33 protein-coding genes and 1 tRNA gene are annotated in these 26,232 nt (G+C 65.9%); 23 read left to right on the top strand and 11 right to left on the bottom strand.

The annotated features are described in order from the left end of the window. Nucleotides 1-84: 84 nt before the first annotated feature. On the bottom strand, nt 85-756 hold the full coding sequence (locus ABZW74_RS01370; protein WP_240856160.1) for a VOC family protein: 672 nt from the start codon (nt 754-756) through the stop codon (nt 85-87). Nucleotides 757-820: 64 nt separating this feature from the next. Between ABZW74_RS01370 and ABZW74_RS01375 the strand changes: the two genes are divergently transcribed. From ABZW74_RS01375 to ABZW74_RS01395, 5 genes are all read left to right on the top strand, one after another. Next, the gene (locus ABZW74_RS01375) at nt 821-1,402 is read left to right on the top strand and encodes a hypothetical protein (protein WP_355273149.1); all 582 of its coding nucleotides are present in this window, start codon (nt 821-823) and stop codon (nt 1,400-1,402) included. A gap of 7 nt (nt 1,403-1,409) precedes the next feature. Beyond that, complete coding sequence (locus ABZW74_RS01380; RefSeq protein ID WP_240856162.1) at nt 1,410-1,865, top strand: AraC family transcriptional regulator; 456 nt, start codon at nt 1,410-1,412, stop codon at nt 1,863-1,865. A 60-nt stretch (nt 1,866-1,925) separates the two neighbouring features. After that, nucleotides 1,926-2,357 carry a VOC family protein gene (locus tag ABZW74_RS01385; RefSeq protein ID WP_240856163.1) on the top strand — a complete coding sequence of 144 codons (432 nt, stop codon included), beginning with the start codon at nt 1,926-1,928 and terminating at the stop codon, nt 2,355-2,357. 249 nt (nt 2,358-2,606) lie between these two features. Beyond that, nucleotides 2,607-3,404 carry an alpha/beta fold hydrolase gene (locus ABZW74_RS01390; RefSeq protein WP_355273242.1) on the top strand — a complete coding sequence of 266 codons (798 nt, stop codon included), beginning with the start codon at nt 2,607-2,609 and terminating at the stop codon, nt 3,402-3,404. 64 nt (nt 3,405-3,468) lie between these two features. Beyond that, nucleotides 3,469-3,544: transfer RNA gene (locus ABZW74_RS01395), tRNA-Thr, on the top strand. A 79-nt stretch (nt 3,545-3,623) separates the two neighbouring features. On the opposite strand, the gene ABZW74_RS01400 is transcribed toward ABZW74_RS01395, so the two are convergent. Continuing rightward, the gene (locus ABZW74_RS01400; protein WP_355273153.1) at nt 3,624-4,139 is read right to left on the bottom strand and encodes a hypothetical protein; all 516 of its coding nucleotides are present in this window, start codon (nt 4,137-4,139) and stop codon (nt 3,624-3,626) included. A gap of 116 nt (nt 4,140-4,255) precedes the next feature. On the opposite strand from ABZW74_RS01400, the gene ABZW74_RS01405 reads away from it, so the two are divergent. Further along, the gene (locus ABZW74_RS01405) at nt 4,256-5,011 is read left to right on the top strand and encodes a hypothetical protein (RefSeq protein ID WP_355273156.1); all 756 of its coding nucleotides are present in this window, start codon (nt 4,256-4,258) and stop codon (nt 5,009-5,011) included. 25 nt (nt 5,012-5,036) lie between these two features. Here ABZW74_RS01405 and ABZW74_RS01410 read toward each other — a convergent pair whose 3' ends face one another. Genes ABZW74_RS01410 through ABZW74_RS01420 form a run of 3 tightly spaced genes read right to left on the bottom strand, consistent with a single transcriptional unit; the run spans nt 5,037 to nt 10,749 of the window. Beyond that, nucleotides 5,037-5,510 (bottom strand): WhiB family transcriptional regulator, encoded by a 474-nt coding sequence (locus ABZW74_RS01410; RefSeq protein WP_355273159.1) that lies wholly within the window; start codon nt 5,508-5,510, stop codon nt 5,037-5,039. Next, entirely contained in the window at nt 5,507-6,013 is a 507-nt protein-coding gene (locus ABZW74_RS01415; protein WP_355273162.1) for a hypothetical protein, read from the bottom strand. Before ABZW74_RS01415 ends, ABZW74_RS01410 begins: the two co-directional genes overlap by 4 nt. Continuing rightward, nucleotides 6,010-10,749, bottom strand: a complete 4,740-nt coding sequence (locus ABZW74_RS01420) for a transglycosylase family protein (RefSeq protein ID WP_355273164.1) — start codon at nt 10,747-10,749, stop codon at nt 6,010-6,012. Before ABZW74_RS01420 ends, ABZW74_RS01415 begins: the two co-directional genes overlap by 4 nt. Before the next feature lie 165 nt (nt 10,750-10,914). Between ABZW74_RS01420 and ABZW74_RS01425 the strand changes: the two genes are divergently transcribed. The 9 genes from ABZW74_RS01425 to ABZW74_RS01465 all read left to right on the top strand — a co-directional run bounded on the left by ABZW74_RS01425 (nt 10,915) and on the right by ABZW74_RS01465 (nt 16,693). Then, nucleotides 10,915-11,490 carry a hypothetical protein gene (locus ABZW74_RS01425; RefSeq protein WP_355273167.1) on the top strand — a complete coding sequence of 192 codons (576 nt, stop codon included), beginning with the start codon at nt 10,915-10,917 and terminating at the stop codon, nt 11,488-11,490. Between the two features lie 198 nt (nt 11,491-11,688). Continuing rightward, nucleotides 11,689-11,946: a hypothetical protein gene (locus ABZW74_RS01430; RefSeq protein ID WP_355273169.1), complete on the top strand. Its 258-nt coding sequence runs from the start codon at nt 11,689-11,691 to the stop codon at nt 11,944-11,946. Beyond that, nucleotides 11,943-12,320, top strand: coding sequence for a tyrosine-type recombinase/integrase (locus tag ABZW74_RS01435; RefSeq protein WP_355273172.1), 378 nt, complete (start codon nt 11,943-11,945; stop codon nt 12,318-12,320). The genes ABZW74_RS01430 and ABZW74_RS01435 overlap by 4 nt, the downstream gene beginning before the upstream one ends. Next, complete coding sequence (locus ABZW74_RS01440; RefSeq protein ID WP_355273175.1) at nt 12,317-14,023, top strand: tyrosine-type recombinase/integrase; 1,707 nt, start codon at nt 12,317-12,319, stop codon at nt 14,021-14,023. The genes ABZW74_RS01435 and ABZW74_RS01440 overlap by 4 nt, the downstream gene beginning before the upstream one ends. Beyond that, the gene (locus tag ABZW74_RS01445; protein ID WP_355273178.1) at nt 14,020-14,370 is read left to right on the top strand and encodes a hypothetical protein; all 351 of its coding nucleotides are present in this window, start codon (nt 14,020-14,022) and stop codon (nt 14,368-14,370) included. Before ABZW74_RS01440 ends, ABZW74_RS01445 begins: the two co-directional genes overlap by 4 nt. Before the next feature lie 30 nt (nt 14,371-14,400). Then, nucleotides 14,401-14,700 (top strand): hypothetical protein, encoded by a 300-nt coding sequence (locus tag ABZW74_RS01450; protein ID WP_355273181.1) that lies wholly within the window; start codon nt 14,401-14,403, stop codon nt 14,698-14,700. Beyond that, a complete protein-coding gene (locus ABZW74_RS01455) occupies nt 14,675-15,694 on the top strand; it encodes a hypothetical protein (protein WP_355273184.1) in 1,020 nt (339 codons plus the stop codon). Before ABZW74_RS01450 ends, ABZW74_RS01455 begins: the two co-directional genes overlap by 26 nt. A gap of 28 nt (nt 15,695-15,722) precedes the next feature. Then, nucleotides 15,723-16,121, top strand: a complete 399-nt coding sequence (locus ABZW74_RS01460) for a hypothetical protein (RefSeq protein WP_355273186.1) — start codon at nt 15,723-15,725, stop codon at nt 16,119-16,121. Then, the gene (locus ABZW74_RS01465; RefSeq protein WP_355273189.1) at nt 16,115-16,693 is read left to right on the top strand and encodes a hypothetical protein; all 579 of its coding nucleotides are present in this window, start codon (nt 16,115-16,117) and stop codon (nt 16,691-16,693) included. The genes ABZW74_RS01460 and ABZW74_RS01465 overlap by 7 nt, the downstream gene beginning before the upstream one ends. Nucleotides 16,694-16,706: 13 nt before the next feature. On the opposite strand, the gene ABZW74_RS01470 is transcribed toward ABZW74_RS01465, so the two are convergent. Together ABZW74_RS01470 and ABZW74_RS01475 are read right to left on the bottom strand one after the other, a co-directional pair. Next, nucleotides 16,707-16,880 (bottom strand): hypothetical protein, encoded by a 174-nt coding sequence (locus ABZW74_RS01470; protein WP_355273192.1) that lies wholly within the window; start codon nt 16,878-16,880, stop codon nt 16,707-16,709. After that, nucleotides 16,877-17,686, bottom strand: coding sequence for a hypothetical protein (locus tag ABZW74_RS01475; protein ID WP_355273194.1), 810 nt, complete (start codon nt 17,684-17,686; stop codon nt 16,877-16,879). The genes ABZW74_RS01470 and ABZW74_RS01475 overlap by 4 nt, the downstream gene beginning before the upstream one ends. A 190-nt stretch (nt 17,687-17,876) precedes the next feature. Here ABZW74_RS01475 and ABZW74_RS01480 point away from each other — a divergent pair, with 190 nt between their 5' ends. The 4 genes from ABZW74_RS01480 to ABZW74_RS01495 all read left to right on the top strand — a co-directional run bounded on the left by ABZW74_RS01480 (nt 17,877) and on the right by ABZW74_RS01495 (nt 19,918). After that, on the top strand, nt 17,877-18,326 hold the full coding sequence (locus ABZW74_RS01480; protein ID WP_355273197.1) for a hypothetical protein: 450 nt from the start codon (nt 17,877-17,879) through the stop codon (nt 18,324-18,326). A gap of 139 nt (nt 18,327-18,465) precedes the next feature. Further along, entirely contained in the window at nt 18,466-19,077 is a 612-nt protein-coding gene (locus ABZW74_RS01485) for a hypothetical protein (protein ID WP_355273199.1), read from the top strand. After that, nucleotides 19,074-19,478: an endonuclease domain-containing protein gene (locus ABZW74_RS01490; protein ID WP_355273202.1), complete on the top strand. Its 405-nt coding sequence runs from the start codon at nt 19,074-19,076 to the stop codon at nt 19,476-19,478. Before ABZW74_RS01485 ends, ABZW74_RS01490 begins: the two co-directional genes overlap by 4 nt. Beyond that, nucleotides 19,475-19,918 carry a hypothetical protein gene (locus tag ABZW74_RS01495; RefSeq protein ID WP_355273205.1) on the top strand — a complete coding sequence of 148 codons (444 nt, stop codon included), beginning with the start codon at nt 19,475-19,477 and terminating at the stop codon, nt 19,916-19,918. The genes ABZW74_RS01490 and ABZW74_RS01495 overlap by 4 nt, the downstream gene beginning before the upstream one ends. 201 nt (nt 19,919-20,119) lie before the next feature. Here ABZW74_RS01495 and ABZW74_RS01500 read toward each other — a convergent pair whose 3' ends face one another. The 3 genes from ABZW74_RS01500 to ABZW74_RS01510 all read right to left on the bottom strand — a co-directional run bounded on the left by ABZW74_RS01500 (nt 20,120) and on the right by ABZW74_RS01510 (nt 21,592). Continuing rightward, nucleotides 20,120-20,923: an AAA family ATPase gene (locus ABZW74_RS01500; protein WP_355273208.1), complete on the bottom strand. Its 804-nt coding sequence runs from the start codon at nt 20,921-20,923 to the stop codon at nt 20,120-20,122. Continuing rightward, nucleotides 20,920-21,354, bottom strand: a complete 435-nt coding sequence (locus ABZW74_RS01505) for a DUF2742 domain-containing protein (RefSeq protein WP_355273210.1) — start codon at nt 21,352-21,354, stop codon at nt 20,920-20,922. Before ABZW74_RS01505 ends, ABZW74_RS01500 begins: the two co-directional genes overlap by 4 nt. Nucleotides 21,355-21,424: 70 nt before the next feature. Then, complete coding sequence (locus tag ABZW74_RS01510) at nt 21,425-21,592, bottom strand: helix-turn-helix domain-containing protein (protein ID WP_355273244.1); 168 nt, start codon at nt 21,590-21,592, stop codon at nt 21,425-21,427. Between the two features lie 211 nt (nt 21,593-21,803). Between ABZW74_RS01510 and ABZW74_RS01515 the strand changes: the two genes are divergently transcribed. From ABZW74_RS01515 to ABZW74_RS01530, 4 genes are all read left to right on the top strand, one after another. Further along, nucleotides 21,804-23,018 carry a site-specific integrase gene (locus ABZW74_RS01515; protein ID WP_355273212.1) on the top strand — a complete coding sequence of 405 codons (1,215 nt, stop codon included), beginning with the start codon at nt 21,804-21,806 and terminating at the stop codon, nt 23,016-23,018. Then, on the top strand, nt 23,018-23,314 hold the full coding sequence (locus tag ABZW74_RS01520) for a hypothetical protein (RefSeq protein ID WP_355273215.1): 297 nt from the start codon (nt 23,018-23,020) through the stop codon (nt 23,312-23,314). The genes ABZW74_RS01515 and ABZW74_RS01520 overlap by 1 nt, the downstream gene beginning before the upstream one ends. Nucleotides 23,315-23,544: 230 nt before the next feature. Beyond that, entirely contained in the window at nt 23,545-24,777 is a 1,233-nt protein-coding gene (locus ABZW74_RS01525) for a multidrug effflux MFS transporter (RefSeq protein ID WP_355273217.1), read from the top strand. A 38-nt stretch (nt 24,778-24,815) separates the two neighbouring features. After that, complete coding sequence (locus tag ABZW74_RS01530; protein WP_240856165.1) at nt 24,816-25,316, top strand: hypothetical protein; 501 nt, start codon at nt 24,816-24,818, stop codon at nt 25,314-25,316. Nucleotides 25,317-25,320: 4 nt separating this feature from the next. On the opposite strand, the gene ABZW74_RS01535 is transcribed toward ABZW74_RS01530, so the two are convergent. Further along, nucleotides 25,321-26,229 carry a cation diffusion facilitator family transporter gene (locus tag ABZW74_RS01535; RefSeq protein ID WP_355273221.1) on the bottom strand — a complete coding sequence of 303 codons (909 nt, stop codon included), beginning with the start codon at nt 26,227-26,229 and terminating at the stop codon, nt 25,321-25,323. Nucleotides 26,230-26,232: the final 3 nt, after the last annotated feature.

Here is a 26,232-nt window from a genome sequence, read left to right on the forward strand (position 1 = left end):
TCGTGACACTCTGTGTCGAGTCGGGAAACCTGTGTGCTGCAACACCCGGGTTCTCCGATTAGGCACAGAGTGTTTCTCGCACCCTCAGTCGGCGCGCTCCTGCCAGGTACACAGGCACACCTCGTTGCCCTCGGCATCGGCGAGGACCCAGAACGACGGCGCATACTCGTCGGTGAGCAGCCGACCACCCGCTTCCAGCGCGGATTGCAGGCGGTGCTCCAGTTCGTCGTGCGGTACCCACAGGTCGACGTGCATTCGGCTGCGTTGCGGTCGGGCTTCGTCCATCTGTTGAAACCACACCCCCGGCAAACGGCCATCGGGATCGACGAGGTCGATCGGCTGGTGCTCGGCCGCATCTTTGTAACCGAACACGGCCGCCCAGAACGGTCGTATCGCGGCGATGTCGAGGGCGTCGATCGCGAGATCGAACTGGGTCATCGGCGTCGGTGCGGGTTCGATACCCAGGTCCACAGCGATTGCTGCGATCGTGTTCGCCAGCGCGACATCCGCCTCGGTGAGTGCGTGCGCGCTGTGCGTGGTGAGCACCAGATGCACTGTGCCGTAACGGAGGTCGATGTCGGGGTGATGCCCGGCCACCTCTGCGGCGTCGATGATCTTGGCGACGAACTCACCCCCACGGACCATCGACCCGGTCTTGTAGGCGGCGACCAGTTTGTCGGCGAGGACCCGCCAAGGATCGGAGACGACCTCGGTGGCGGCGGCCGCGGTGACTGGTGTTCCACTGGACCCGGTCATACCTTCGACCGTACGTCGCATCCGAACCCTTTTGTAGCCGCATCGCCAGGTCTACCGTCGAAGGGTGCTGTTACCGAGGCCGATCGCTCAAGGAGTCGCCGACGGCTCCGTCGACCTTGCGTTCCGACGCTGGGCCGACTCCCGGGTCAAGGTCGGTTCCACGTTCGTGACTGCGGCCGGGGTCATCGAGATCACCTCGGTGCGCAGCGTCGACCCCGAGAAGATCACCGACCGCGACGCCAAGCGCGCCGGATTCCCGAACGCCGACAAGGCACGCGCACGTCTGCGCGGACCCGACGAGTACCCAACCTTCCGCATCGGGTTGCGTTGGCACGGTGAGGATACGCGGATCGCATTGCGCGCCGACGCCGAGCTGTCGGACGAGGACATCGCCGACCTCACCAAGCGCCTCGACCGGTTGGACAGTCGGTCGAGTCACGGGCCGTGGACGCGACAGGTGCTGGCTCTCATCGGACGTCGGCCGGCGGTGGTCTCGACCGAATTGGCCGCCGAACTCGGCAGGGAGAGGCCCGATTTCAAACTCGACGTACGAAAGCTGAAGGCACTCGGCCTGACCAGGAGCCTCGACGTGGGTTATGAGCTGTCGCCACGAGGGCGCGCCTTTCTCGACGCCGATCGGCGATAATCACCTAATGACCAGCACGCATCCCACCCGACACCTGTTGCGGGCGAAGGATCTCGTCGACGTGCGGTTCGCCGAGCCACTCACCGTCGACGACATGGCCGCGGCTGCCAAGCTGTCCCGAGCCCACTTCACCCGGGCGTTCACGGCGGCGTTCGGCGAGTCGCCGCACGCCTATCTGCAGACCCGACGACTCGAACGCGCGGCCGCGATGCTGCGCTCCACCGACAGATCGGTCGCCGACATCTGCATGTCGGTGGGGCTCTCGAGTGTCGGGTCGTTCACCACCAGTTTCGCCCGATCTTTCGGCAAGACCCCGACCGCCTACCGCGCGTCCTTCCCGCCCGCCTCGACCTACGCCCACGTGCCCGCGTGCGTGCTGCGCGTGTACTCGCGGCCGGGCCCTTCGAGCAGGGTGGACAAGACAGCACACGGGGAGAAGACCACCATCGAGCCGTCGGCGTAGCTTCGTTGTCACAAGCTCCCCGAGATTTTCGACGGAGATCGACTTCGAAAGGTGGACAACATGATTCGCATCGCATGCGCGCAACTCTGGGTACACGACCAGGACGAGGCGCTCGAATTCTGGACGACCAAGATCGGCATGGAGGTTCGGTCGGACGTCACCATGCCGGAGATGGGCGGCTTCCGTTGGCTCACCGTCGGTCCGCCCGGGCAAGAGGACGTCAGCATCGTGCTCATGGACATCCCCGGACCGCCGATGATCGACGCCAAGGTCAAGGGCGAGATCGACAGTCTGATGTCGAAAGGCTTTGCCGGAACGGTCTTTTTGACCACCGACGACTGTCAGGCATCGTACGAGGAGCTGGCCGCCCGCGGTGTCGAGTTCACCGAGACCCCCGAGCAGCGCCCGTACGGCATCGACGCCGGGTTCCGCGACCCGTCCGGCAACAGCGTCCGGCTCACCCAACTCGCGGAGAATTTCGCGCAGGTGTGAGCCTCCCGCTGATCGAGCCGCCCCACGCTGATCGAGCCGCCCCACGCTGATCGAGCCGGGACCGAGCCCCTGGGCGAGGACCCGTGTCGAGATCCGCCGGATCGAGCCGGGACCGAGGCGCCAGCCGAGGACCCGTGTCGAGATCACCGCCGCAACCAGCCCACCCGCTGACACCACCCAGTGCAGAATGACGACATGACTCACCGTCGTGTCGTCATTCTGCTGTCCATCGCCGTCGGCATCGTGGCCATGTTGGTGACGAGCCCCGGCTCCGCCCACGCGGCTCCCTATCCGGTGACCAGCGACCCCGCACGCGCGATCGCCACCGGTTACGGGAAGCCGGCCACCGCCTCACCCCTGGGGTCGAATCGCTTCGGCTGCAAGGACCGACTCGGCCGCGACCCGGTGATCCTGCTGCATGGGACGGCGCTCAACCAGTACGCCGACTGGGCGTACCTGGCGCCGACGCTGGCCAACGCCGGGTACTGCGTGTTCAGCGTGACCTATGGGCAGACGAGTTGGAGCGTCAACATCGGTGGTCTCGGCAACAAAGATCGGTCGGCGCGGCAGGTGGCAGCGTTCGTCGACCGTGTGTTGCGCGCGACCGGGGCCCGCAAGGTCGATTTCGTCGGGCATTCCCAGGGCGGTGCGATCGCGCAGCTGTTCACGCAGCTGCCCGGTCGTGCCGCCCAGGTCGACACCATCGTCGGCCTGTCGTCGCCCAACCGTGGCCACTCGCGCACCGGCTCGATCACCGACCGCCTCCCCGCCCGCGCCCCCGGCGAGAACAACTGGGGTCCGACGCACCCGACGATCCGCTACGTCAACCTCGCCACCCGCTACGACGAGATCTCCACGCCCTACCCGGTCACCCTCATGCCACCTGGGCCGAACATCACGAACACGCTGGTCCAGGACGTATGCCCGAAGTCGACGATCGGGCACGTCGGCATGGCCTACTCCCCTACCGTCGCCGCGCTCACGCGCAACGCGCTCGATCCCACGCGCCGCGTCGCCGTGCCGTGCGGTGAGGACTTCCCGGCGTAGTGATACTGGTTTTTGTTCGATAGCCGGTAGTCGTTACACTCGTGGGCGCTGCCTCGCGCAGCACGCCGCCCTAGCTCAGTCGGTAGAGCAATTCACTCGTAATGAATAGGTCAGGGGTTCGATTCCCCTGGGCGGCTCCATGTAATCGCAGGTCAAAGGGGTGACCGGGAACTCCAGCCAGCCATTTCGACTCCCTGATCCATCACTTATCCACCACTTTCACCCCTTCGGTGGGAGCGGCTGGCTCCAAGTCTGGGTTACTCCACCGGGTTCGCTGGACCATTGGACGATCACGGTGTGGTCATCGATCCAGCCAGGGTTGCCCCAGAACGTGATGGCCGATCGTGCGTCTACTCGTTCAGCCTGTGCGGGACTGCGCAGTGTGCCAGGACCGCCAACTTCCACGTCGAACACTGGTAAGTCGCCGTCGTTCCAGGCGGAGAACGTGTCGCCGGTTCGATAGGCGAGCCGCCAGGGCGGCGCGGTGGCCTTCGTCCGGGCTAGTTCCGCCAGCGACTCTTGTGCTGACGCCGCTTTTTCTGCCGACGACGCTGACGACTCCGCTGCTGTCGCGGATCGGCCTGCGGCCGTGGCTGACTGTTCTGCTGCTTCGACTGACCGGGCTGCTTCGCCTGCTGCTCTTTGTGCGTCGCGGCGCTGCACGAAGGCGACTACAGCACTGCCGACTGCGGCGAGCGCGGCGACGACGGACACGACTAGAACGGCGATATCCATTGCGGTCTCTCCTCTTGCTGTGGTGACGCGAGCACCGTATCCACTCGGTCCGACAAACCACGGCCGCCCCAGACAGATCTGCAGCATGTCCGACTCGTCGGCTCTACGATCGACCGATGACTGACGAGAACCCGCCGGCCTCCAGATCCGACGAGGCTCCCGATACGGCACCCGCCGCGGACACTGCCCAGGCGGAGGCGCGAGCACCGCGGTCGCGGCTGGTGTGGGTGCTGGCCGCGGTGGTTGTGGTTCTTCTGGTCGCTCTCGCCGGGGTGGTCGGATACCTCGTCGGCAGCAACAGCCACGACGGCGACACCACCGAGGCGGCCACCACGCAGGCGCTGCCGATACCGGCGGCCCCAGGCACGAAGCTGCTCTCGTTGCGCCAGACAGCGACTCGCGCGGTCGCCGAGTCCGACGCCGCGGCTCGCACCCGTGGCCAGCGCGCCGGCTGGGAGGCGATCAAACCGTACGCCGAGCCCGCCTGCGCCTCGATGCTCGACGGCCTCTACGCCGCATTCGGTTCGTCCAGCGACGACAAGTACGAGGGCCCGACAGCCATCGTGTCCGTCACCGAGGACGGCGACCGCGGGACGGTAGTTACGAAGACCGGGACAGACGAGCCGGAGACGATGCACTGGATCCGCCGTGCCGGGGTGTGGCGATTCACCTGCGAAGGCATCTTCGACCAGACGACTTCGGAGTCGGAGTCGCCCACGACCACCCCGACCACCACAGAAAGCTCCGAGGTCGCAGTGGTTGGCCAGCCATGTCCGAGCGTGGGTGCCCTCCGCGAGGACGCTACCGGGGCAGATATGCATTGCATTGCGGCCGACGAGTACGGCCCGCAGCGATGGGCACCAGTGCCGTAACGCGCGTGCGACAGCCCGACCGGCATCAACGTCGGCGACGGTGCCGTGATCCTCGGATGCGGCGACGGGCTCCTCGCCGGCTCGGCGTGGGTGTCGGCACAGCGTCGCACGTCGGCACGGTTGGCGTGTCAGTCGTGCGACGGGCTCTGCTGTGTGATCGGGTGGTGAGCGCCTGAGCGACATGTCTGCTCGCGGCGGTCGGCCCGGTCACCCGCAGTTTCGGTTGGTGGTGAGCCCACTCCCAGCAGCGATCTCGGACCGGGCAGCCGACGCACACCGTCTCGACTGCGTCTGCACGCGCGTGCGCTGTCGGAAAGCCGAGCGCGCTGTGGGTTACGTCGGGATCGAACAGGCGTGGGGTCGCGGTGCACGCGGCGCCGTGGAGGTCCGCTGAGCCCGCGAGGATCGATTCGAGCAACGTGACCACATCCGGGTCGCGGTGGCGCGCGAGGGCACGCCTGCGCTGGTACTCGCGGCTATAGGCCTGTCGGGTGGTCACGATGCGCAGAGGATCGCGATGTCACCATCCAGAAGCCCACCGATGCTGCAGTCGTCGCAGACGCACACCTCGAACGCGAGTGGCCCGAACACGATCGTCACAACGGCGTCGACGTCCGGCCGGCCACAACCGTCGCACCGGGTCTCACCCTCGTCGCGGTGGCCAGCGCAGCCGAGGCACACCAGCGCTCCCGGCCGGCGGGCTGCTGACACCGCCGGGTCACCGCGGTTCACGTCCGGCTCGTGGACGCAGGTCTCGGAGCTCCCACCGCACCACGCCGCGAACTCAGCGGCGAGACCGAGCTGAACCCACTCGGGAAGGTCAGAAGGCCACATTCGTACCACCGTGGCCGGATCGGCGCTCAGGTGCCCCAGCAGGTCGCGGATCGCGTCGACGAACGACAGGGCGATCGCCGACGACGGACCAGCCGCGGTCGAGGTCTCCCGAGCTTCCTGCTCAAGCCGAGTGATCGCTGCGTCAGCTTCGATTGCACCGCTGGTCATTTCACATACCTCCGCATCCGGCGACGGCGCGTCTGGTCGATCCTGTTGGCCAGATCCTCGGCGTCTGGGTTGCCGTTGATGATGATTTGGATTGGGTTGAGTCCGTTGGCGATCGCGACTGCCATGTCGGTGAGGTTCTTCTGCTGGTTCTGCTGTGGTTTCCCGTCGGCGGACAGCCTGGTGACGGGGTTGTCCTTCTGGTACTGGCCGATCGCGTCGATGATCGGGGGCTGCATGTCGAGGCCGAAAACACCGAGCGCTGAACCCAACTGGCCCGAAATGACACTGTCGGCGACACCTCCGACTCGCTCACCCAGCGACGTGCCCTTCGTGTTGTCGTAGCTCCCCAACACCCCTTTGTTGCCGGCGAGGAAGTTGTCGATCGACGATCGAATGCTGCCGCCCGCGAGCCCACCGAGTTGACCCGAGAAGGGTGCCCCACCGAATGTGTAAGCGGGGCCGTTGATCTTGTCCTGCTCCCGCTGTTGTCTCGCCTGCTCCCGCTGGAGCTTCTTCTGATCCTTGATGCGGGCGTCGCCGATCTTGTTTTCGGCGTCCGTGATTCTTCCGTTCGCTGTGTTGAGGGCGTTCTGCGCATCCTGCACCCGGTTCTCGGCAGCCAGAATCTGCGATGGCTTCGACTTCGGGTCGGCTTTGATTCGGGTGAGGTCGTCTTGCGCGTCGCTCAGGCGGTCCTGGGCGCGTTGGGCGCCGGCGCGAGCGTTGGTGACGCGGGCGTTGGCGCGGTCCTCGTTCGAGGCGCCGGCGCCGAGTGTCGTTGTGCCGGGGGCACCGCGGGCGGTGTCCAACTTGCGTTGCGCGGACCTGACGTCGTCCTCGAGTCGGCGGATGCGGCGGTTCTTCGCCGCCTGCTGGTTGTTGCGGGCCTTCTCTGTCTTCCCGGTGATCGGTGCGTCCCTGGCTTCCTTCAGGCGCGTGTTTGCGAGGTTGAGGTCGCGTTGTGCGTCGTCGATCTTCGCCTGGTCTGGGCGGGCGCCGAGGTTGCTTGGGCGGGCGTTCGGATCGCCGAGGGTGGGTGTGATCGTTGACGGTGCCGGCTGCCCGGTGCCCTTGCGCTGGATGCCGCGGCGCAACGCGTCTTCGTTTTCGCGGCCGAAGTTCTGGCCGGCACCGGCCCCCCACGGCGACCCGCCCGACTTGTTGAAGATCTTCGCCGCGATCTCGGCCTGCTGCTCCGGGGTGGCACCCATCGGTGTCGGCGAGTACTTGGTGCCGCCGTGGGCTGCCCATGTCTGCGGTGTGATCTGGAAGTAGCCTTCGGCTTCGTTGCCACCGGAGTTGGCGTCCTTGATCTGCTGCTTGATGTTTCGGCCGCCGGACTCGCGCTTCATCAGCTTGTCCCACTCGGGATCTGTTGACCCAACCGTGCCGTCTGGGTTCTTCTTCAGCGGGATGGTGTCGACCGTCGACGGCTGACCGCCCACCGGTGCCGGGGTCCCACCGAGTGTCGGCGTTACAGGTGATCCGCCGCCACCGAGGTTGCTGGGCCAGTTCTCCACCCACACCGGGACCACACCGGCCTTGTCGGCTTCCTCCGCGCTGTTGAACTTGCTGCCGCCACCCGAGTTGCCCCACGACGGCGACCCACCAGACCCGTTCCCGACACCCGAACCGATCGGGGTACCGGCCCCACCGGACGGAGCCCCCAGGTTGTTTCCGAGCCCGTTCGGGGATGGGGCCGCTCCGCCGGTCACCGCGCCGGCAGGGACCTCCTTGTTCGCCATCACATGGATGTGATTGCTGTGGTCGCCGAACACCACACCGGACCCGTAGATCGGGATCGCATCCTTCCCCGAGGCTTCGGTGCCGCCGATGTTGTAGTAGCACCACTGGCCGCTGCCGCCGCCGTAGATGATCTGGCCGAGGTCGAGTTGCTTGCGGTTCTGGAACAGCCACGCGGCGACGTCGTCTCGGTTGTCGAGATCCAACGCCATGCCCTTCGGGTGGTATCCGCCGTCGTCGAAGTGATCCGTCTTGGCGGAGGTGATCGCGACGTCGGGGAACTTCCGCCGAACTTCCTCCGCCAACGATTTGTTCACGGTTCCGCCACCCATGCGCTGCACCTCGTCGGGCTTCAGTAGCGGCCCACCGGCGGCCAGGTGCTGGACGCCGAGGCCGCCGCCGTTGATTGCCGACAGGATCGGCAGAATGCCGAACGTGTCTTTCGGTGGCACCCAGAACTCGCGGTTTGAGACGGCCGCGATCTTCCGGCCGCCGAACATTCCGGCGATCGAATCCGATGTGCCCGAGCCTGCACCCCGAATGATGCGGCCGTGTGGTGCCAGTGCTCGCAAGAGTGCCTGGTGGCGTGCGGTCGCTGCGGCGTTCACCACGAACCCGCCGGGCTGCAGCGGGAATCGGCCACCCGCGAGCAGACCACCCTGGCGTAGATACGGGATGTCAGGTGTGGACAGTTTCTGTCCGCCGATCTTGAAATCGTTGTCCCCTGGCAGGGGGTTGGGGATCGTGATCGTCGGGACGGTGAACTCGAGGTCGTTCCACTTGCGGACAATCCAGTTGATCGCGCCTCTGAACGCGTCCTTCAGTCCGTCCCACATACCGGATGCTGCGGTCCGAATCCGTTGCGGCAGGCCTTGTATGAATCCGACGACCTTTCCGAGGTTCTCGGGGACGCTGGTGGCGAACTCGACGATCTTCCCCACCACGGTCGACACGAAGTTCAGCCACCCGGACTGCATTCGGGTCACGAAATCGATGACCTGACCAATCACCGGAATCAACGGAGTGATGTACGGGATCATGTCGGTGAACGCCTGGGCCAGATCCAACAGCAGCGGCGACAACTGGATGACGATGTCGACCATCTTCGGCAGCAGCTCGACAGCCATCTTCACCAGATGCGGGATCAGCGGCGTCAGTTGAACTATCAGGTCACCCCACGCCTTCGCCATGTCCGCGATGACCGGCGCGAGCGCCTCGATGATCCTGACGAGCGATTCACCGAGCAACGGGATCAGCGGCTCAACCTGCGGCCAGATCGACGTCCACGCGTCACCCATCGTCTTGAGCAGCGGGACAAGCGCTTTCAACGCGCTCGCCAGGATGTTGCCAAGCTGCTCAGCCAGTGACGCGAGGATGGGTGACACGGCACGCAGCATGTCCGAGATCGGGCCGATCGCTGGCTGTAGAGCTCGGAAGGCCTGCGCGAGTCCGTCGGCGAGTGCCGACACGACGGGCGCCAAAGCCTTCACCAACTCGCCGAGGATCGGGCCGGCCAGCTCGACGAACGAGGTGATCATCCGGCCGAGTGAGGGCATCACCGATGACAGGGCCTGGCCGAGGGTGACGAGGAAATCGGAGATGGGTCCGAGCGCTGGTGCAAGCGCGGTTGCCATATCCGAGATCAGTTGTCCGAGAACGGGTAGCACTGGTTGTAGGGCGTTGGACAGGGACGTTCCGAGGGTTGTCAGTCCTGGCACCATGTTCGCGATACCGGTGGCCAACGATTGCAGCAGCGGCCCGATCGTCGGCATCAGCCCTTGCGCGAGCGTGGTGAACGCCGTCACCGTCGTGCCGAGCGCCGGCGCGATCTGGGTGAGCATCTGCCCGAACGATTCGAACCACGACGTGTCCAAGCTGGCAAACGCCGTCGAGATTGACGTCAGGATGTTGCCGAGGCCCGCGCCGATCGTCGACATCGCGGGAGCCGCGTTCGCCGCCATCTGCACGAATTGCTGTGTCGCCATAGCGATATGCGGAGTCAGCGACTGAACCAGACTGATTGTCCCGCCGATGACGGTCTGCAACTGCGGCGCCACAGTCAGCAGGGTTTGCGACATCGTGGTGCCGGCCTGCCCGAGTACGGTGGCCAGTTGGCCGATCTGCGGGGTCAGCCGGCCCAACAGTGTGGTCAGGTTCGCGAACCCGCCCTGCAGTGCGGTCGCAAAGTTCAACTTGATGGTGTTCGACAGCGAATTCCACTTCGTGAGAAGTGGACCCATCATCTGGCCGATCCGGGTGAGGACTGCCTCGTTTTCGGCTTCGAACTGTTTGTTGAACGCCTTCGCTGCGTCCTTCAGCCCGGCCATGCCGACGGTGAGCGTTGCGATCGCGGGGATCGCGGTCGCACCCAGCGCGGCGAACCCGCCCGCGAGCGCACCGACTGCGCCGCCGGCGACACCGACCGCACCACCGAGACCACCCAACGCGGCCGTCGCCAACCCGGTGACCGCCGCGATCTTCGTGATGGTGCCGATCAACGGCAGCAGACTCTTTGAGTCCGTGTCGACCTTGAGGCTCTGTCGTGATCCGAGACCGCGCTGCACCTGGCTGATCTGCCGCCGGAAGTCAGTGAGACCACTCTCGTCGATGCGTATCCGCACAATAAGGGGGTGGCGGTCAAGGTAAGCCTGCATAACCTCGCGGAGCGCGCGCAGTTGGCTCATTGCTCGAGCGGACTGGAGGTCAACGCGCACCGACAGGTCGGTGTTGATGCCGCGGAGGTCGCGGCGCATCTCTGTCACCGCGCGGCGCGTGTCGCGGCGCATCCGGTCGAGTTGACGTTCGTAGGCGTCGGCCATCCGCTCGAACGAGCGTGAAGCATGCGCCTGGAGCTGATCGAAGTTGCGTTGCGCGGCGCGCGTCGCTATCTGGGTCGATCGCTGCAACCGCCGACGCAGCTCGTCGTCGACGCCTGACCAGTCCAGTTCGACGCCGACGCGAGCGCGAGCCCACTCACCGCCAGGACTGGTCACGTTGCCTCCAAGACAACGCGCCCGGCCCTCGGCCAGCAGCGCGAACTACTGCTATGTGTGGTCCAGCGTATCCGAGGCAGGTGACACGGGACTGCCAGAAACGCGGTGGCACCCAACGGCCGGCGGCTCCTACGATGACTCACGGCGATCAGAAGGAACCCGACCATGAGCACCTGCAGCGAAAACACGATATGGATCGACAGGCTCGTGACGGTGACCACGGCCGACGTCGAGCGGGTCGTCGCCGCCACACTCGATTCGCACCCTGATCTCACCTGGCGTGGCTGGTATGTGTCGGACCAGGACGAGCGCGACGTCGTGCCGTCGGCGGGGTGGTGCGTCGTGCTGGAGAGCGCACCCTACAAACTGGGCCGGCTGGTGAAGTACGCGATCGCAGACGCCTACGGCATGCGAGTCCGACTCGAAACGGAGATCCCCGAAGACGAGATCTGCGAGAACGTCACCGTCTGGGTATTCCGTGACCGGCCAGACCTGACGGTGGGTGTGGTGCGCGAGCTGGCAGAGAGGGCAATCGCAGGCTGCGAGCGTGACGGACTGGTACCGCTTGGTGCATGGCCGCGAATCGAGGTGTGGAACCCTGACGAGTGGCCGCTGGCGGTCGAAGTGGCAGGCCTCGGCGAGCCGGCGGGGCCTGCCGTGGCTCGCCGGGTCCGGGCCGCTGTGGGTTCGACCCTGCGGGTGCGCGCGTTCGTCGGCTACGACTGTCCACAGATCGATTGATCTCAACACGCCCGGATGCGCGACACGCCGTTCTTGAGAACAGGTTTCGGGGCAACGTGATGGCCCGCCACAGCAGCGAGATCGATACGGGCTGACCGTGAACACAGGTTGCAGTTGAACCGCAGCCTTCGTTAATCACTAAGTACCACAACATGATTCGCGCTTGACGGTTTCAGATGCGCAGCTATTGTTGCCCGCATGAACCAGCACAGAAGTTCCCAGCAGAGCACCCCATACAGCACCTGCGGCCCGGCAGGGTGGCGCCGCAGCCGGCCCGGCCCGATCCGAACGTCATGCACACGCACCACCACACCTGACGAGCCCAACGGCATGAGCCCGGAAGCCGCAGCCTTGCTCGACCGGATCCGGGCACGCCGCGTCACCGAACCCACACCGCCGCCCCTGAGTCGGCGCCAGTCCCGCCTGATCGTGGGGATCATCGGAGATGCGCGATGAGCGGCCATCTCGACCAGTGGGTCGTCCACCTGCAGGCAGAAGGCAAGATTGTCGCGGTCGCGGCACGCATGCCGGTATCCGGCTACTGGTTTCCCTCGCAGCGCGCCAGGCACCTGGGTGGACGCGAAGTGACGCAACGGATTCGGCTGCACATGATCCGCCAACGCGTCCCCGGCACCCCGCATTGTCTGCGCCACCACTACGGCACCGAGCTTGTGCGAGGCGGCGCCGACCTGCGAGTCGTCCAGGAACTGATGCGGCACTCATCGTTGGCCACGACCGCGATCTACACCGCGGTGTCCGACGATCGGAAACGGGAAGCCATCGAACGCCTGGCGCAACGCCCACGCCCTGACCTGAGGATCGCACGATGAGCCGCCCCGCAAAGCCAGTGCGCGCAGAGGTCGTCGACGGGTGGACGCGGCCAATCGAAAGGTGGGCCAACGCATCCCGAGCCGATGGCATAGCGGAGTCCACAGTTCGCACGCGGCTCACGTGCGTGCAGAACCTTGCCCGCGCGCTCCAAGACACGGCGCCCGATCCGACAGCGGTGACCGGCATGGTCCTGCGGGACTACGTCGACGCGCGCACTTGGCAGCCCTCCACATATCGCAACAACGCGAAGGCGATCCGTGCGTTCTACCGGTATCTGCACGACCAGGGCATCATCGATATCGACCCAGCCCGCCTCCTCCCGGTCGCGATCACCGGAAGCGCCGCGGACCAGATGCGGGCTCGCGCACTCGCCGCCGCTGACAAGCCGGTGATCACGGGCCCACCACCACTTCCCGTACCGGCCGAGTGGGCGGCCTGGATCGAAGACTTCCGCCGGTACTGCCGTGCAGGTGGCCGCACCGAACAGTCCATCCACACCCGGATGTCGCAGCTGCGGACGTTGGCGCGTTCACTCGACCCGGTCACGCCAGCCGAGGTGACGCTCGACGACCTGATCGACTACCTTGCCGATCGTCCCGACTGGGCGTTGGAGACCCGCCGCAACGTGCGCGGCTCGATGCGCGCGTTCTTCGCCTGGGCATACGCAGACGGCCGGGTCCCTCAATCGCCCGCTGAACGGCTGCCGAAGGTGAAAAACGGCCACGCCGTACCACGCCCGGCGTCCGAGTCGGCGTACGTGGACGCACTTGCCCGAGCGGACGACCGCAGCCGGCTGATGTTGCGCCTGTCCGCCGAGATCGGCTTGAGGCGCGCCGAAGTCGCTTGTGTGCACTCCCGCGACATCATCCGTGACGACGACCAGCTGTGGTGGATTCTCGTGCACGGCAAGGGAAACGAGGAACGCATGCTGCCGCTGCCGAACAGTCTTGCCGCAGAAATTCGTGCCTACCTGGCCGACGCCGGTGGGTACTTGTTTCCGGGTGCCGACAACGGGCATCTGTCCGCCCGCTACGTGGGGTCCTGGACACGGCGGCTGCTACCGGGGGGTGTCACGATGCACCAATTGCGCCACCGGTTCGCCACGGCGGCGTACGCACAGTCACGGGATCTGCTCACTGTGCAACAGCTACTCGGGCATTCCTCGCCGAAGACAACTCAGCGTTACGTCGCCGTGGATGGTGCGGTGATGCGTGAGATCGTCGAATCGGTTCAGCGGGGAACACGAGGTCGGGTCCGGGCACCACTCGGTTCGAATGCTCCACGGGTGCCTGGGGTGCCTCAGGCTCCGGCGACGATTCGCCGCGCAGCAGTGCCCACGGGACTGGCCAAACCCGTCCCGAGTGTCTGGTGTCCGCTGATCGACGGGTTCCTCAGCTACCTGCGCGAGGACGGGTCACCGGAGTCGACGGTCACGACCCGCCGTCACCAGGTCGAGCGGTTCGCCCGGGTGATCGGCGCGGTCCCATCAGAGTTGACGTCCGACATGGTCAACGACTATCTGGCCGAACAGGGCTGGACGCTGGAAACGCGACGCGGGCACCGCAATGCTGTTGTGGCGCTGCTCAAGTGGGCGCACCGCGCAGGATTGCTCGACCGCAACGTCGGTGTCGGCGTGCCCAAAGTGCCGGCGTTCGCTGCAGTCGAGTCACGGCCGAACCTGGACGGAGAGGTTGCAGGGTGACCGCCGGTGACGCGATGGCCGAGATGCGGGTATTGATCGCAGCGGAGGCCGCGGCCGCGGCAGCACTGTTCGGCCCGATTCCGTCGTGGTTGTCCGAGTATCCCGCCGACTACACACAGCAGGCTGACGGCTCGTGGACACGCGAATTCTGTTTGTTCGTAGGGGAGATCGTCGTCGTGTGGGTCGACGAAACCGAGACCGGTTCACGGGTTGTCGATGCCGCGGTCATGGAGAATCGGCCCTGGTCGGCGAAGACGCCAACGGTGTTGCGCGAATATGCGGCCGAGCTCGAACACGCCGCAGATGTAGTCGGGCATGCGGTTTGGCTGATCGAGGGAGAACCCTGACAACGAATGCGGCGCTGCTGGGACAGCGCCATGTGGTATGACGAAATGGAGATGACTGTGACTTCTGCCGTGACCACGCTGAATGATGCCATTCGGCGGGCTCAGGCTGCGCGCCCGGACCGGATCGTCCTCGCCTACGGATGGGAAGACGACAACACATTCCTTCTGTCGACGCACAACCCCAGCTACCCCGAGAACATGCGCGATGAGGAAGAAGACGGCCTGATCATCTGTGTATCCAAGAGTGACGCAGCGGTCACCTCTGGTGCATACCTCCAGTTCATGCAGGCCATCTCGTCGATGCGTGAAGTTGGTACTGATGGTGGGTGATTCGCTGACCGCCGCGTTGACCGCGTCGGGTGTCGTGTACGAGCTCGGGGACTTCTCGGATCCGCACCTCGACGGGCCGACTGCTCTGCAGGTCGACGACGACGGCAACGTGCGTGGCCATCTGGCGTGCTGGGATACCCCGCACATCGGATATGCCGATGTCGTCACCCCACCACGAACGGCGTCGGGGTATCAGTTCTTCCATCAGGGTGTGGTCCGCACCGCTGCGGGTGATCTACCGGTCGGGAAGCTGACAATCGGCACCGGACACGCAGGACCGAACGGCGACCATCTGGCCGCCGCCGCGCACTACGACAACACCGGCTCCACGGTCGCGGTCGTCCGCGCGGGTGAGGACGCGCACGGCATCTGGCTGGCCGGGAAGATCGTTCCCGGCACCGCCGACGTCCGTATCGACGAACTCCGCCGATCCTCGGTGTCCGGGGACTGGCGCGACATCCGCCACAACGGCCAGTTCGAGCTCGTCGCGGCGTTGGCGTGCAATGTGCCCGGATTCCCGATCCCCCGCACGGAGGCACTGGCGGTGGTGTCGTCCGGGGAGGCCCATGATTCGTTGCGCAGCACCCGGTCTCGTCGTGGCCGGGTGTGCGAATGCGGTTGCGGTCAGGCCGTCGAAGAGTCTGTCGAAGAGTCTGCTGTGGCGTCGTTCGCTGCTGCCAGGCAGCGGGCACAGTACGCGGTCGGCACCCGGCCCGGGTCGCACATCATCCTTGCTTCCGGCTGGGAAACCCCCGCCGCGTACATCGTCGCGACGGCCGATCCGTGGTTGACCGCAGGCGCGTCATATCCGTATGGCTGGCGTCGGGTGGTGCGTGTCGACAAGCGAACCGGTGCAACACGAATCGCCACCTACCGGCAGCTCGAGGACCAGATCGTCGCCGCGACACCCATCCAGGCCAGACCAGCAACCGAGGCAGTGAGACCAACGGTTGTCGTCCGGGGAGACGACCATTCCCGAATATCGGAACGCTAGTCGTACGGTGCCGCTACTGTGCACCAGCATGAAACGTGTCGTGTTTGCCCTGCTGGCCATCGCCGGAGCCGTCGTCCTCGCCTCACCAGGTAGCGCGATCGCCGCACCCAAGCTGCCGTCTCATCCCGCACCAGCTGGGGCCACAGTCCGCTACGACTTCACCGCGGACGCCGCCCTGAACGACATCACCTACTACGGGCGTGACGGCAAGCTGGTGACGCGCACGAACGTACGGTTCCTGCCGGCGCCGATCTCGTTCGGTGCGTTGCCGAAGTACAACTACACCGTGACGTTCCGAGCGTCGAAGAGCCAGAAGGCAGGGTCACGCCTCGACGCGCACGGCGCATACGCCCACTGCCAACTCCAGGTGAAGGGGCGTACCGTCGCAGCGATCACCAACCCGAGCAGCGGTGTCGCGAAGTGCTGAGGCGGCCGTCAACTGGTCGAGCGGCCGGCGCGTTCGCGGCTGTCGCCGCCTTGCTGAGCTTGGCAGGCTGCAGCACCGACAACGACGACACCGCCGCCACGAGCAGCAGCGCGATCACCCTGCCCGAAACCATCGCGATCGACACGGAGTCGGTGCTGCGCGATCTACCGGTAACCGCTGGCAATGTGGTGACCACCGTCAACAATGCTCGCGGCCAGAACTTCACGCCGACACCGGGTTACGAAAGCTCCGAAGACGTGGCGCAGTACTACGACGACATGACAGCGGTGTGCAAGACGCGGATCAGACGCTCGGCGTTCCGAGCGGACTTCCTCGCCCGCGTCGTGCCGATGATCGACGACGCACAACCGGAGCGCGTCACAGCTCAGGTGGACGGGAACACGGCGACCGCGTACGTCGAGCAGACCTCGGGCCGAACGCTGGCGATGCGCTTCGATGTCGAGCCGATCAACTCCGCCGAGCATGCCTGCAATCCGGATGGGACGATCGCGATCTCGATTTCGGCCACCACTCCGCCATCTTCGGCAGCGGCACCTTCACCCACCCAGTAGACGCACGGCCGTATCAGACGGTCACCCACACACCGCTGCGATCTCGCCGGTACACATACGCCGAGTGGCCACGTTCAGTGAGGGCATCGCGGAGTTCAGCCAACGTCAGGGGTTCGCCGTAGACGTCGCCGAGGGTCGGGATGTGCAGCTTCCATAGCGGCACAACCCGATCCGGTGTCGAGGTCATTGCATAATGACCGCGTTGTTGGTGCCCGGCACGGTGTGTCGGGTGCGGTGCTCGTATTCGGTGGCGGCTCGTATCTTCGCGATCTCGCGGCGGGTGTCGTGTTCCGCAACGTCTGCAGGTGTGGCAGTGCGCCGGTCACCGACGAACCGGAGCAGGATGCGAGCAGCTTTCGTGGTGCGTGCGTCCGGGCGGCGGCCGAGCAACGTTTCGATGTCGTCGGCCAACCACACCGCGTCGCCTCCCTCGGCCGGCTCCCATTCGCCGTTGCGCCACAACCACGTCTGGCCGTCATGGTCGATCACTTCACGTCCCCGCGCGCCGTAGCAGTGGCGTGCGACCCAGAACGCCGCGATGTCGCGAGTCTCGGATTCGTCGGGCATCTCGGTGGGCCAACTGGCCGGCGGCATGGTGGGCCGCTCGGGGGTGGCGATCCGTTCGGCGTCGACCGTCGGGAGTTGGTCGTCACCCGCAAGGCGTAGCAGGCCGTCGAGGGCGTACCACGCTTCGGTCGTGCGTTCGGGTGTCATCCGATGCCCGAGACCGTGCCCTGACATCGCGACCAGCGCGCGAATCTTGCTCGCAGGCACTGGCTGCCACTGGCCGCGGATGTCTGGCTGCATGTATCGCGGGCCGGGCTTGTGGAGGATGGTGTGTCGTCCGGTCGGGTAGGTGAGGTGTTCGGCGAGCGTGCGGGCGGCCACCTCGTCGGCGTCGAATTCCGGTGGGCTCGCTGGTTCGGGTGGTGTGGCGTCGACGGCCGGTGCGTCTTCGGTGTGGCTGTCGGGTTTCGGGCGGCGGAATTTCATTGGGTCCCTTTCGTTCGGTGGATGTTGTCGTGGTGGGCGAGAGCGGCTTCGCCGATCGTGTGCGTGAGACCGCGGCGCCGGGCCAGATCGGCCGGTGTCGGCGCCTGCCGACGTCTCCCGGTGTCCGCCCGACCAGGGCGCGCAATGGGCTGAGAAGCGTTGTCACTCATCGGAGTTGTCCTCTCGATTGATGATCGAGTCATTGATGATCGAGTCCAGGGCCGGAGTGTCGGGCAACTCGGCTCCGGAGCACAAGCACAAGGACGCGCCTTCGCAATGCGATCATCACTTCCGCCTCGTCCCGCACACAGTGTCGGAAGAGTTGATGCCCGGCACTCCGGAGGCGGTCAGAAACACGCTGGTACTTGTCCAGAATCAGGGCTGGACTAACCACGCCGCCGAGAGCGGTTCTGACCGGCGAATTCTGGACTTGGTCTGGACTACTGCGCCGCCCGACGGCGGGCTGACCGGCCCCCAAATCGTCGACCTCGCCAAGGATGAAGGCATAGCCAAGTCGACCGTCTACGGAGCGATAAACAGGCTGGTCAAGAGCGGAAAACTCAAGAACTCGGGGACCGAGAAACGAGCCAGATACATCGTGTCTGCGGCTGCTCAGGCAGATATGGAGCAGCCGCAATGAAGTCCACCAGTCCAACCGGAGTCCAGGCGTATTCCAGTCCAGTCAGAAGTAGTCCAGTCCAGCCCCGCCCCCTAGGGGGCTGGACTTCTGGACTTGGACTACCGGACTTCAAGAAACTCGCGGTTTCGAGGTTGAGTCGATGACCACACCATCTGATCCCCCGGCAGGCTGCCCAGTGTGCGGCGCGGAATCCGTGTACGTGCTCAGTCTCGCCCGGTTCGTCCACTGCGACGGCGCAGCGAACGACACGTGCTGGGCCTACCTGCGCCGCCGGCAGCCGCTTCTCTATCGCCCGACCATCGTGAGCGACGCCGAGGGAACCCCGATCGTCGTTGACGCGGATACCGGCGACCCGGTCCCACGAGTGCTCAATGCGTCGAATGCACCACCACCCGACCACCGCGACGCCAGACGGTTCTACGAGAAGCTCGTCGACGACGTGTGCAGCGTCGAACTGGCCGACGTCGGACTCACAGGGTTCGAGCTCGCTGAGACCGTCGACTCCGACGGTTTTCGCCAGCTGTGGATTCTGGATCGAGCGCAGCTCGGCAAGCCTGGCACCGACCACGGCAACCAGCGCCCACACCACGAAGGCTGGGGCATGCTGCCTGCCGGAGTTCGTGAGGCCGTACGCGCCGCCCCGTTGCGCTGCGGCCGCCGACGACGCGACGGCGGAGCTTGCCGCGCCATCGTCACCCACCGCGGCGACGCCTGCTCCTGGCACCGGATCGAGCAGGAGGCCGACCGATGACCGTAGCCAAGGTGTGCAAGCAGTGCGGCGCACCCGAAGCCCGCTTCCCCGGCCCGCGGTGCTACCGCTGCCACCGCGCCCGCCGCAAAGCCATGAGCGCCGTCGAGCACGGCCGACACGTCACGAGGCAGTACGAGCTCGCTGACGGCGACTACGACCGTCTGCTGGTCGCACAGGGCGGCCGCTGCGCCATCTGCCTCACCGAACCCCGCGGCCGGCGCCTCGCCGTCGACCACAACCACCAGACCGGTCAAGTCCGCGGCCTCCTCTGCGACAAATGCAACCGAAAGCTCCTCGGCCTATGGTCCCTCGCCACACTCCGCCGAGCCGTCGCATACCTCACCAACCCACCCGCCCGAGAAATCCTCGAGCAGGCCACCCAGAAGGAGAACACCCGATGAAGTCACCCAACGCCGCCGTCGACGCGCTCGTCCACGCCTCCGCCAGAGCCACATCCACCCTTGAGTGGACCCTGTTCCAACTCGGCTGCGACGGCGCGCTCACCAATCACGAGACCGAGCAAGACTGCCTCGACCTGGCCCACGACGACCTCGTCACCAACATCGCCATGTTCGACCGCTACAGCGACGGGCGACCGGTCCACGCAACCGTCGACATCGAGGCCGGCCGCGTCTTCGACTACATCTTCCCAGCCCTATCCCCGGTCGACGCTGGCGAACGACTCGTCGTCGACTCGCCCCTGCCACACGATCCCGGCACCCCGCCACGCGGCACCTACCGGGTACTCGTCGACGACCACGCCGGCACCATCCGCGTCGAAGTCCTCGAAGACCCCGTCCTGCGGATCGTCACACCCGTCCTGCGGATCGTCACACCATGAGCATCCCCGCTGACGACTTCAACCTGTGGCTGACCTACGACGCCGACGGCCAACCCGACGGCATCGTCAACCCCACAGCCATCTACGCAGCCGCCGGACAGCTCGCCTACGCGATGACACTCGCCAACGGCGACACCAGCACACTCAACACGATCGCCCACGCAGCAACCCACAGCCGAGACCCACACGAGGTCGCACGCATCACCGCGGCTGGCAGTGGATGTGCGCCATCAGATCTGATCCGTCCATGCGGAGGTCTGACCAGACACCGCCGTCCCACGCGGTTGCGCCACGCGGATTCGTACCGTTGCGGCCGTTGTGATGGATCACCAGTACCGTGCAGCCGTTTGCGTCGACGATCCGTTCCGCGGCAGCGACCGCTCGAGCCTGTTCGGTGTTGCTGTTCTCGTCGAGACCGATCGTCACCTTCGAGCGGGTATCGAGAATGACGAGCCCAGCGTTGACCTCCCGTGCCAGTTGTTGCGCCTCGCTGACGTCGAGGAAGCTGCCGAGTTGGATCGGCGTCGGCAGGATGAACAGTCGGCCGTCGAGTGTCTTCGGATCTGCGCCGTTGAGCTCGCACACCGCGAGGATCCGGGGCAGCAGACTTGAGGCGCCCTCAGCCGCGCAGTAGACGACGTTGGCGGCAGTCGGCACCTTGTGGTCGTCGAGGTCCATGCCGAGGGCCACAGCAACCGCTACCGCGACTGCGGCGAAGCTCTTGTAGGAGCCAGCCGACGCTGAGAGTTGAGCAAGCGTGCCGCGGTACAGCAATCCGGTGACCAGAGCGGTCGGTGGCTCGAGTCGTGCAAGCTCGCTGACCGTCAGGAGCTGACTGCGCAGCGGGACTCGCGAGGGCCTGTTGTCACCGCTGCCATCGCCTGACTGCGTGTCGGGCTCATCGGGTGGCGGCACGTCGGCGTAGGGGTCGACGCCGTTGTGGCCGTACACGGCTGCTGCGAGCCTGGCGCGGGTTTCGGCGGGCGTCTCTTCGCCAGGCATCATGAGGCGACTCGCTTCGCCCACGGATGCTGCTCGGCGAACTGACGGCGGTCGCGGATCCGGCGGGCTTCGGCCGCCCAGTCGTGTCCCGCCGACAGGTCGTGTGACATCTCACGCAACCGCTGGCATGCGAGGGCGTCTTCGGCGGCGAGCTGTTGTGCGAGAAGTGCTGGGAGCATGGCGGTTTCGATAGCCCATGCCGCCCCGGCACGCACCATCGACGCGAGCTTGGCTGGGTCGTCGTCGGCCAGGGCGCACCACTGCGCGGAGCCGACGGTCGGGATGTAGTCGAGGCCGAGCTGAAGTTCCGCGGCGAAGCGAGTTACCGCAACAATGTCAGTGCCAGTCGTATACTGAGCAACGAGCGAACCACCATCCGACAGCTCACTGCACCGCCCCGGTCCCACGCCGGGGCGGTGTTCTTTCTCAGCCACTGTGGTGGCCCTTCCTGTACTGCGCCCGGCCCTCGGCCAGCGGCGTCCGATGGACGTTGCTGCGAGCTGGTTAGCGAACAGTTGAAGGGTCAGTCACTCTGCTGGCCAACCACTTTCGGACATCTTCAGGGCGGTAGCGAACCGAACCCGGACCGAGCCGGATGAAATGGGGCCCCCGGTTGCGGCTTCGCCAGGTCGCGAGAGTGGCGATGTGCACATGGAGGAACTCTGCGCACATCTTCGGAGTCCACAGCTCGTCGGTGGATGCGGCGGTAGAAGCGGGAGCAGCAGCGGCGGATTCAGATACAGCGGACACGGGTGACCGTCCTCAGTTCGAGGTTGGATCGCCCGGCCCTCGGCCAGCAGCGGCTTGCGTAGACAGCCTAACGCAACCTGTCGCGGTCGTTCACTATTATCCGTAGTGCGTGTCGAGAGAGTAGGTACCGCTTATGGCGAGACGACGCTTCGAGATCGGCGAGATGGGCAAGATCAGCCGTGTGCAGATCGAGCCGGGCAGGTGGCGCGCGAAATGCCGTGTGCGGTGCCGAGATGGCCGGCTTCGACTCGTGCAGGCCGACGCCACGTCCGGTGCGCGTGCCGAGACAGCAGTGATCAAGCGAGCGGCCGAGGTGGCGGTTTCCTCTGCACGCGGCACGTCTGGAGCCCAGTCGGAGTTACTGCCAACAACGACGGTGCGGGTTCTCGCCGAAACATGGATCTCTCGAATCGAGGACAAGAGCGACGTCGCTCCGCAGACTGTCGCCGAGTACCGGCGGTACGTTCTGCTCATTTGCGGTGGGCTCGGGGACCTTCAGCTACGCGAGGTCACGCCTGGCACCCTCGATTGGTTCGTTTCGAACGAAGCGCCCGAGCAAGCCAGTAAGTCCCGGATGTTGCGAATGGCATTGCGGGGCATGTTTTCTCTGGCGATCAGGATGGACGCTTACGATGGTTCTAATCCGGCAGCTGAGGTTTCGGTTGCCAAATCGAAGCGAGACGCTGTGCGAGCCCTGACATTCGACGAACTCCGTGCGTACCGCGAACGAATTCGGGAGTGGGAGCACGACGCGGACCGCAGTCCGCACCGCGGTGGCCGTCGTCGCGCCCGCGGCATGCTGGACGTCGTTGACATTCAGCTCGCGACCGGCACGCGAATCGGTGAGCTTCTCGCTCTGCGATGGTCCGATATCGACCTCGAGGCCGTCACGCCTACGGCGACGATCAGCGGCACAGTCGTCCGATTACCTGGCAGTGCCGCCGACGGCGGTGGCCTCGTCCGGCAGCCGCACCCGAAGACGGACGCCGGCTGGCGAACAGTGTCGTTGCCTGGGTTCGCCGTCGCCACGTTGATGCGAATGAAGGTGGTCGCTCGTCCCAACCCTCACGATGTTGTCTTTCCGAGCGAGCGCGGAACACTCCGGGACCCACACAACGTCCGGCGGCAACTGCGGGACGCACGCGGCGAGCAGTTTGCCTGGGTGAAACCCCACACGTTCCGCAAGACAGTAGCCACGCTGGTGGAGCGGGAAGCATCTTTGGCGGACGCCGCAGCTCAGCTGGGCCACTCAGGAACCGACGTGACCACGCGCCACTACGTGCAGCGCGCGCAGGTCGCGCCCGATCTCACACGAGTTCTGGATCTGCTCGCACCGGGAGGGGCGTGATGTCGTCGTTCAGGATGCACGGCAACTGGGAAGAACGGCTCCGCCGAGAGGTTGCGTCATCGACGGAACGTACTGCGCAGCGGTTGCAGACCAGCCTCGACGAAGTGGCTGACTCCTACGGTGGCCGCCCGATCGATGAGGTCAAGGACGAACTGGCTGCCGCTTGGGCTTCGGCCACTGACGGGGGCACTATCACCGATCCGGAGCTTTCGACGTCGGCCGCTGTCATCAGTCGCGGAGGCCGATTACGAATCGAGAACGGCCGCCTGATCGCCTATGAGGCCGACGAACTGTAGTTACCGGACCCAACACTTATCCATCACTTTGCCATCGATCCCTCGCGATCCGTCGCTATGAAACGCTGCTGGTGCAAGGACCGAAACCCATGGACAAAGCCACACGAGCGTCGCATGCGATAGCGACGGATCGATGGGCACGGCAAGAATAGGTCAGGGGTTCGATTCCCCTGGGCGGCTCCATGTAATCGCACAATTCGCATGATCTGACGCGCGATATCGTCAGCCCGGTGACCACACCGCCGCCCACCGACCGCGAGGGCCTCGGCGCTCGGCTTCTCTTCGTGCTGGCGCTGCTCTCGGCGACCGCCCCGATCGCCACCGACCTGTACCTGCCATCGTTCCCGGAAGTGCAGGAGTCCCTGCACACCTCGACGACTATGGTGCAGCTCACCTTGACGGCCTTCCTGGTGGGCGTCGGCGTCGGCCAGGTGGTGTGGGGGCCGCTGTCCGACCGCTACGGCAGACGTCGGCCCCTGATCATCGGGTCAGGTGTCGCGGTGCTCGCCGGGATCGTGGTGGTGTTCGCACCCACCATCGAGGTGCTCATCGCGGCGCGCTTCGTGCAGGCTTTCGCGGCGGCTGCGGGCATGGTCACCGCCCGGGCGGTGATCGCCGACCTGCTGCGCGGCTTCGCGGGCGCCCGGTCGATGACGCTCATGATGACCATCCAAAGCCTTGCGCCGGTGATCGCCCCGGTCATCGGCGGGCTGCTCGCCGGGCAGGTGTCGTGGCGATGGGTCTTCGGCGTGATCCTGGCCGCGACCGTCCTGCAGTTCATCGGCGCCGTGACAACGGTCCCGGAGAGCCTGGTCGAGGCGAACCGGAAGGCCACACTCGGGCTGGGCGATCTCCTCGGCCGCTTCCGGCACCCGATCTTCCTCGCCTACGTGCTGACGCAGGCCTTCGCCCTCGGGACGCTGATGGCCTACATCTCGAGTTCGTCGTTCGTGTACCAGAAGGTCATCGGCACCTCGAGCACCATCTACGGGCTCGGGTTCGCCGTCAATGCACTGGGTCTCACGATCGGCGGCCTGGTCTCGGCGCGACTGTCCCGACGACACGTCCACCCGGCACATGTCGTGGGAATCGCCCTGCCGTTGATGATCGTCGGAGCGGTTGTCGTACTCCTCGTCGCACTGTCGTCGAATCCGGCGCTGCTGGTGATCCCGCTGTTTTTCACGGTGCTCTGTTTCGGCTTCGTCGCCGGCAACAGCGCAGCACTCGCCATGGAACACAGCCGCGACGCGGCGGGTGCGGGCAGCGCGGTGCTCGGCGGCGTGATGTTCCTCGTCGCCGGAATCGTCTCGCCGTTGGGCGGATTGGCGGGCGACGACACCGCCGTTCCCATGGGCGTGGTCATGTGCGGATCGGCAGTGCTGGCGACGCTGTGCTTCTTCGTCGCCCGCTTCTACGTCGGCCGGCACCCGGAGTCGGAGAGCGCATTCGCCCGACAATTTTAGCTTTGGTAACGAATCCTTGCCCGACGCAGACATGCTCTGTGAGTGAACTCGTGTCGTCGTGCAACCAGGAGAAGACCATGCGCAACCATCGGATTGTCCTCACGCTCGCCTCCATTGCCGTCGCCGCGGCATTGTCCATCGGATTCGGCAGCCGAGCCGACGCCGCGCCCGCACGCCCGTATCAGAGTTTCGACCTCGGCAATGCCTTCGCCGTCGGCGACAACTGCGTCGGCAAGGCGATGGGGGGAATCAACGTCTCGCCGGGACGCGGTACGGCGTGGGTCAGCGGAGGCTGGTTCGCCTGGACACCAAAGGTTCTCGGGCCGTGCTCGAATGTCGTCACCATCGCCTGGTACAACTTCGCCACCCATCGCAGCGGCAAACTCGTACGCCGACTCACCGACCGCGGGATGTTCAGCTACGACAACAGCATCGGCGCAACCCTGCGCGTCGGGTCGGGTCCCGTGCGCTTCAGGTTGGGTATCGGTGGTCGGTTGCTGACCGCGCCGCCGAAGCCGGTCACCGTGATCATGCCGTGACCCGTCAGTCCTCGATCAGCGTCGGATCGGTGGACAGTTCCACGTTCGCCCACACCTCGTGGTCGGTCGAGTCCAGTCGGTCGACGATGAAGCGCCGCACTCGATCTTCGTCCTCGACCCGCCAATCGCCCTGTCGCACAAGGAAGTCGACTTCGACGTAGAGGCGTCGTCCCAATCGCGTCGCGCGCACGATGGGCTTGGACAGCCCGTACTCGACGGCCGCATCGGTGGCGGCCGCAGCGATGACCTCGTTCAGTTCGCCCGCCGGCGCCGCCTCCATCAGCTCACGTATTCCCTGTCTCAGCAACGCAATCGCCATGGGCGCGATCGACGCCGACGCGATCAGGACCAGGATCGGATCGACATACGACGCGGCCGCCGCCGACCCGCGGCGATCGAGCACGACGGCCACCAGACCGCCGACCGCGACCATCAGACTCAGCAGCGCCCCGGCCCGCCAGCTCACCAGTTCGGCGCGCGCCAGTTGCGACACCCGCGCCGGCCGGTGCAGCACGACGATGACCAGGCCGGACGCCACCGCCGACACGACGCCATAGGCGACGACGCTGCCCGCCGCCGCACCGGAGCCTCCGTTAAGGATGACCGATACTGCGTCGGCGGCGCCGTAGACGAGCGTCGCCAGCAGCGCCGCCCCCTGCAGGCCGACGGCCAGCGGGGTCGCGCCGTGACGACCGAACGGGAACTCGGGCGTCGGCGCGGTGCTTGCTGCTCTGGCGGCCAGCAGTGACACGCCGACCAGCACGATGCCCGCGAGCATGTAGATGCCGTCGAACAGGATGACGCTCGCGCCGCTGAGGATGCCCCACAGCACCGCACCTGTGCCCAAGACCGCCGTGGCGATCAGGCTCAACACCAGCGCACGGCGCTCACCCGAGTCGGAGCCAACGGTCACGCT

It is taken from the genome of Gordonia sp. NPDC003585, from assembly GCF_040610755.1.
Classification (GTDB): Bacteria; Actinomycetota; Actinomycetes; order Mycobacteriales; family Mycobacteriaceae; genus Gordonia.

Excerpts from the sequence above, each read along its gene's own strand:
- ABZW74_RS01370 (WP_240856160.1), bottom strand. The coding sequence starts at position 756 with ATGACCGGGTCCAGTGGAACACCAGTCACCGCGGCCGCCGCCACCGAG.
- ABZW74_RS01380 (WP_240856162.1), top strand. The coding sequence starts at position 1,410 with ATGACCAGCACGCATCCCACCCGACACCTGTTGCGGGCGAAGGATCTC.
- ABZW74_RS01385 (WP_240856163.1), top strand. The coding sequence starts at position 1,926 with ATGATTCGCATCGCATGCGCGCAACTCTGGGTACACGACCAGGACGAG.
- ABZW74_RS01390 (WP_355273242.1), top strand. The coding sequence starts at position 2,607 with ATGTTGGTGACGAGCCCCGGCTCCGCCCACGCGGCTCCCTATCCGGTG.
- ABZW74_RS01400 (WP_355273153.1), bottom strand. The coding sequence starts at position 4,139 with ATGGATATCGCCGTTCTAGTCGTGTCCGTCGTCGCCGCGCTCGCCGCA.
- ABZW74_RS01405 (WP_355273156.1), top strand. The coding sequence starts at position 4,256 with ATGACTGACGAGAACCCGCCGGCCTCCAGATCCGACGAGGCTCCCGAT.
- ABZW74_RS01415 (WP_355273162.1), bottom strand. The coding sequence starts at position 6,013 with ATGACCAGCGGTGCAATCGAAGCTGACGCAGCGATCACTCGGCTTGAG.
- ABZW74_RS01425 (WP_355273167.1), top strand. The coding sequence starts at position 10,915 with ATGAGCACCTGCAGCGAAAACACGATATGGATCGACAGGCTCGTGACG.
- ABZW74_RS01430 (WP_355273169.1), top strand. The coding sequence starts at position 11,689 with ATGAACCAGCACAGAAGTTCCCAGCAGAGCACCCCATACAGCACCTGC.
- ABZW74_RS01435 (WP_355273172.1), top strand. The coding sequence starts at position 11,943 with ATGAGCGGCCATCTCGACCAGTGGGTCGTCCACCTGCAGGCAGAAGGC.
- ABZW74_RS01440 (WP_355273175.1), top strand. The coding sequence starts at position 12,317 with ATGAGCCGCCCCGCAAAGCCAGTGCGCGCAGAGGTCGTCGACGGGTGG.
- ABZW74_RS01450 (WP_355273181.1), top strand. The coding sequence starts at position 14,401 with ATGTGGTATGACGAAATGGAGATGACTGTGACTTCTGCCGTGACCACG.
- ABZW74_RS01460 (WP_355273186.1), top strand. The coding sequence starts at position 15,723 with ATGAAACGTGTCGTGTTTGCCCTGCTGGCCATCGCCGGAGCCGTCGTC.
- ABZW74_RS01470 (WP_355273192.1), bottom strand. The coding sequence starts at position 16,880 with ATGACCTCGACACCGGATCGGGTTGTGCCGCTATGGAAGCTGCACATC.
- ABZW74_RS01475 (WP_355273194.1), bottom strand. The coding sequence starts at position 17,686 with ATGAAATTCCGCCGCCCGAAACCCGACAGCCACACCGAAGACGCACCG.
- ABZW74_RS01480 (WP_355273197.1), top strand. The coding sequence starts at position 17,877 with ATGATCGAGTCATTGATGATCGAGTCCAGGGCCGGAGTGTCGGGCAAC.
- ABZW74_RS01485 (WP_355273199.1), top strand. The coding sequence starts at position 18,466 with ATGACCACACCATCTGATCCCCCGGCAGGCTGCCCAGTGTGCGGCGCG.
- ABZW74_RS01490 (WP_355273202.1), top strand. The coding sequence starts at position 19,074 with ATGACCGTAGCCAAGGTGTGCAAGCAGTGCGGCGCACCCGAAGCCCGC.
- ABZW74_RS01495 (WP_355273205.1), top strand. The coding sequence starts at position 19,475 with ATGAAGTCACCCAACGCCGCCGTCGACGCGCTCGTCCACGCCTCCGCC.
- ABZW74_RS01500 (WP_355273208.1), bottom strand. The coding sequence starts at position 20,923 with ATGATGCCTGGCGAAGAGACGCCCGCCGAAACCCGCGCCAGGCTCGCA.
- ABZW74_RS01510 (WP_355273244.1), bottom strand. The coding sequence starts at position 21,592 with ATGTGCGCAGAGTTCCTCCATGTGCACATCGCCACTCTCGCGACCTGG.
- ABZW74_RS01515 (WP_355273212.1), top strand. The coding sequence starts at position 21,804 with ATGGCGAGACGACGCTTCGAGATCGGCGAGATGGGCAAGATCAGCCGT.
- ABZW74_RS01520 (WP_355273215.1), top strand. The coding sequence starts at position 23,018 with ATGTCGTCGTTCAGGATGCACGGCAACTGGGAAGAACGGCTCCGCCGA.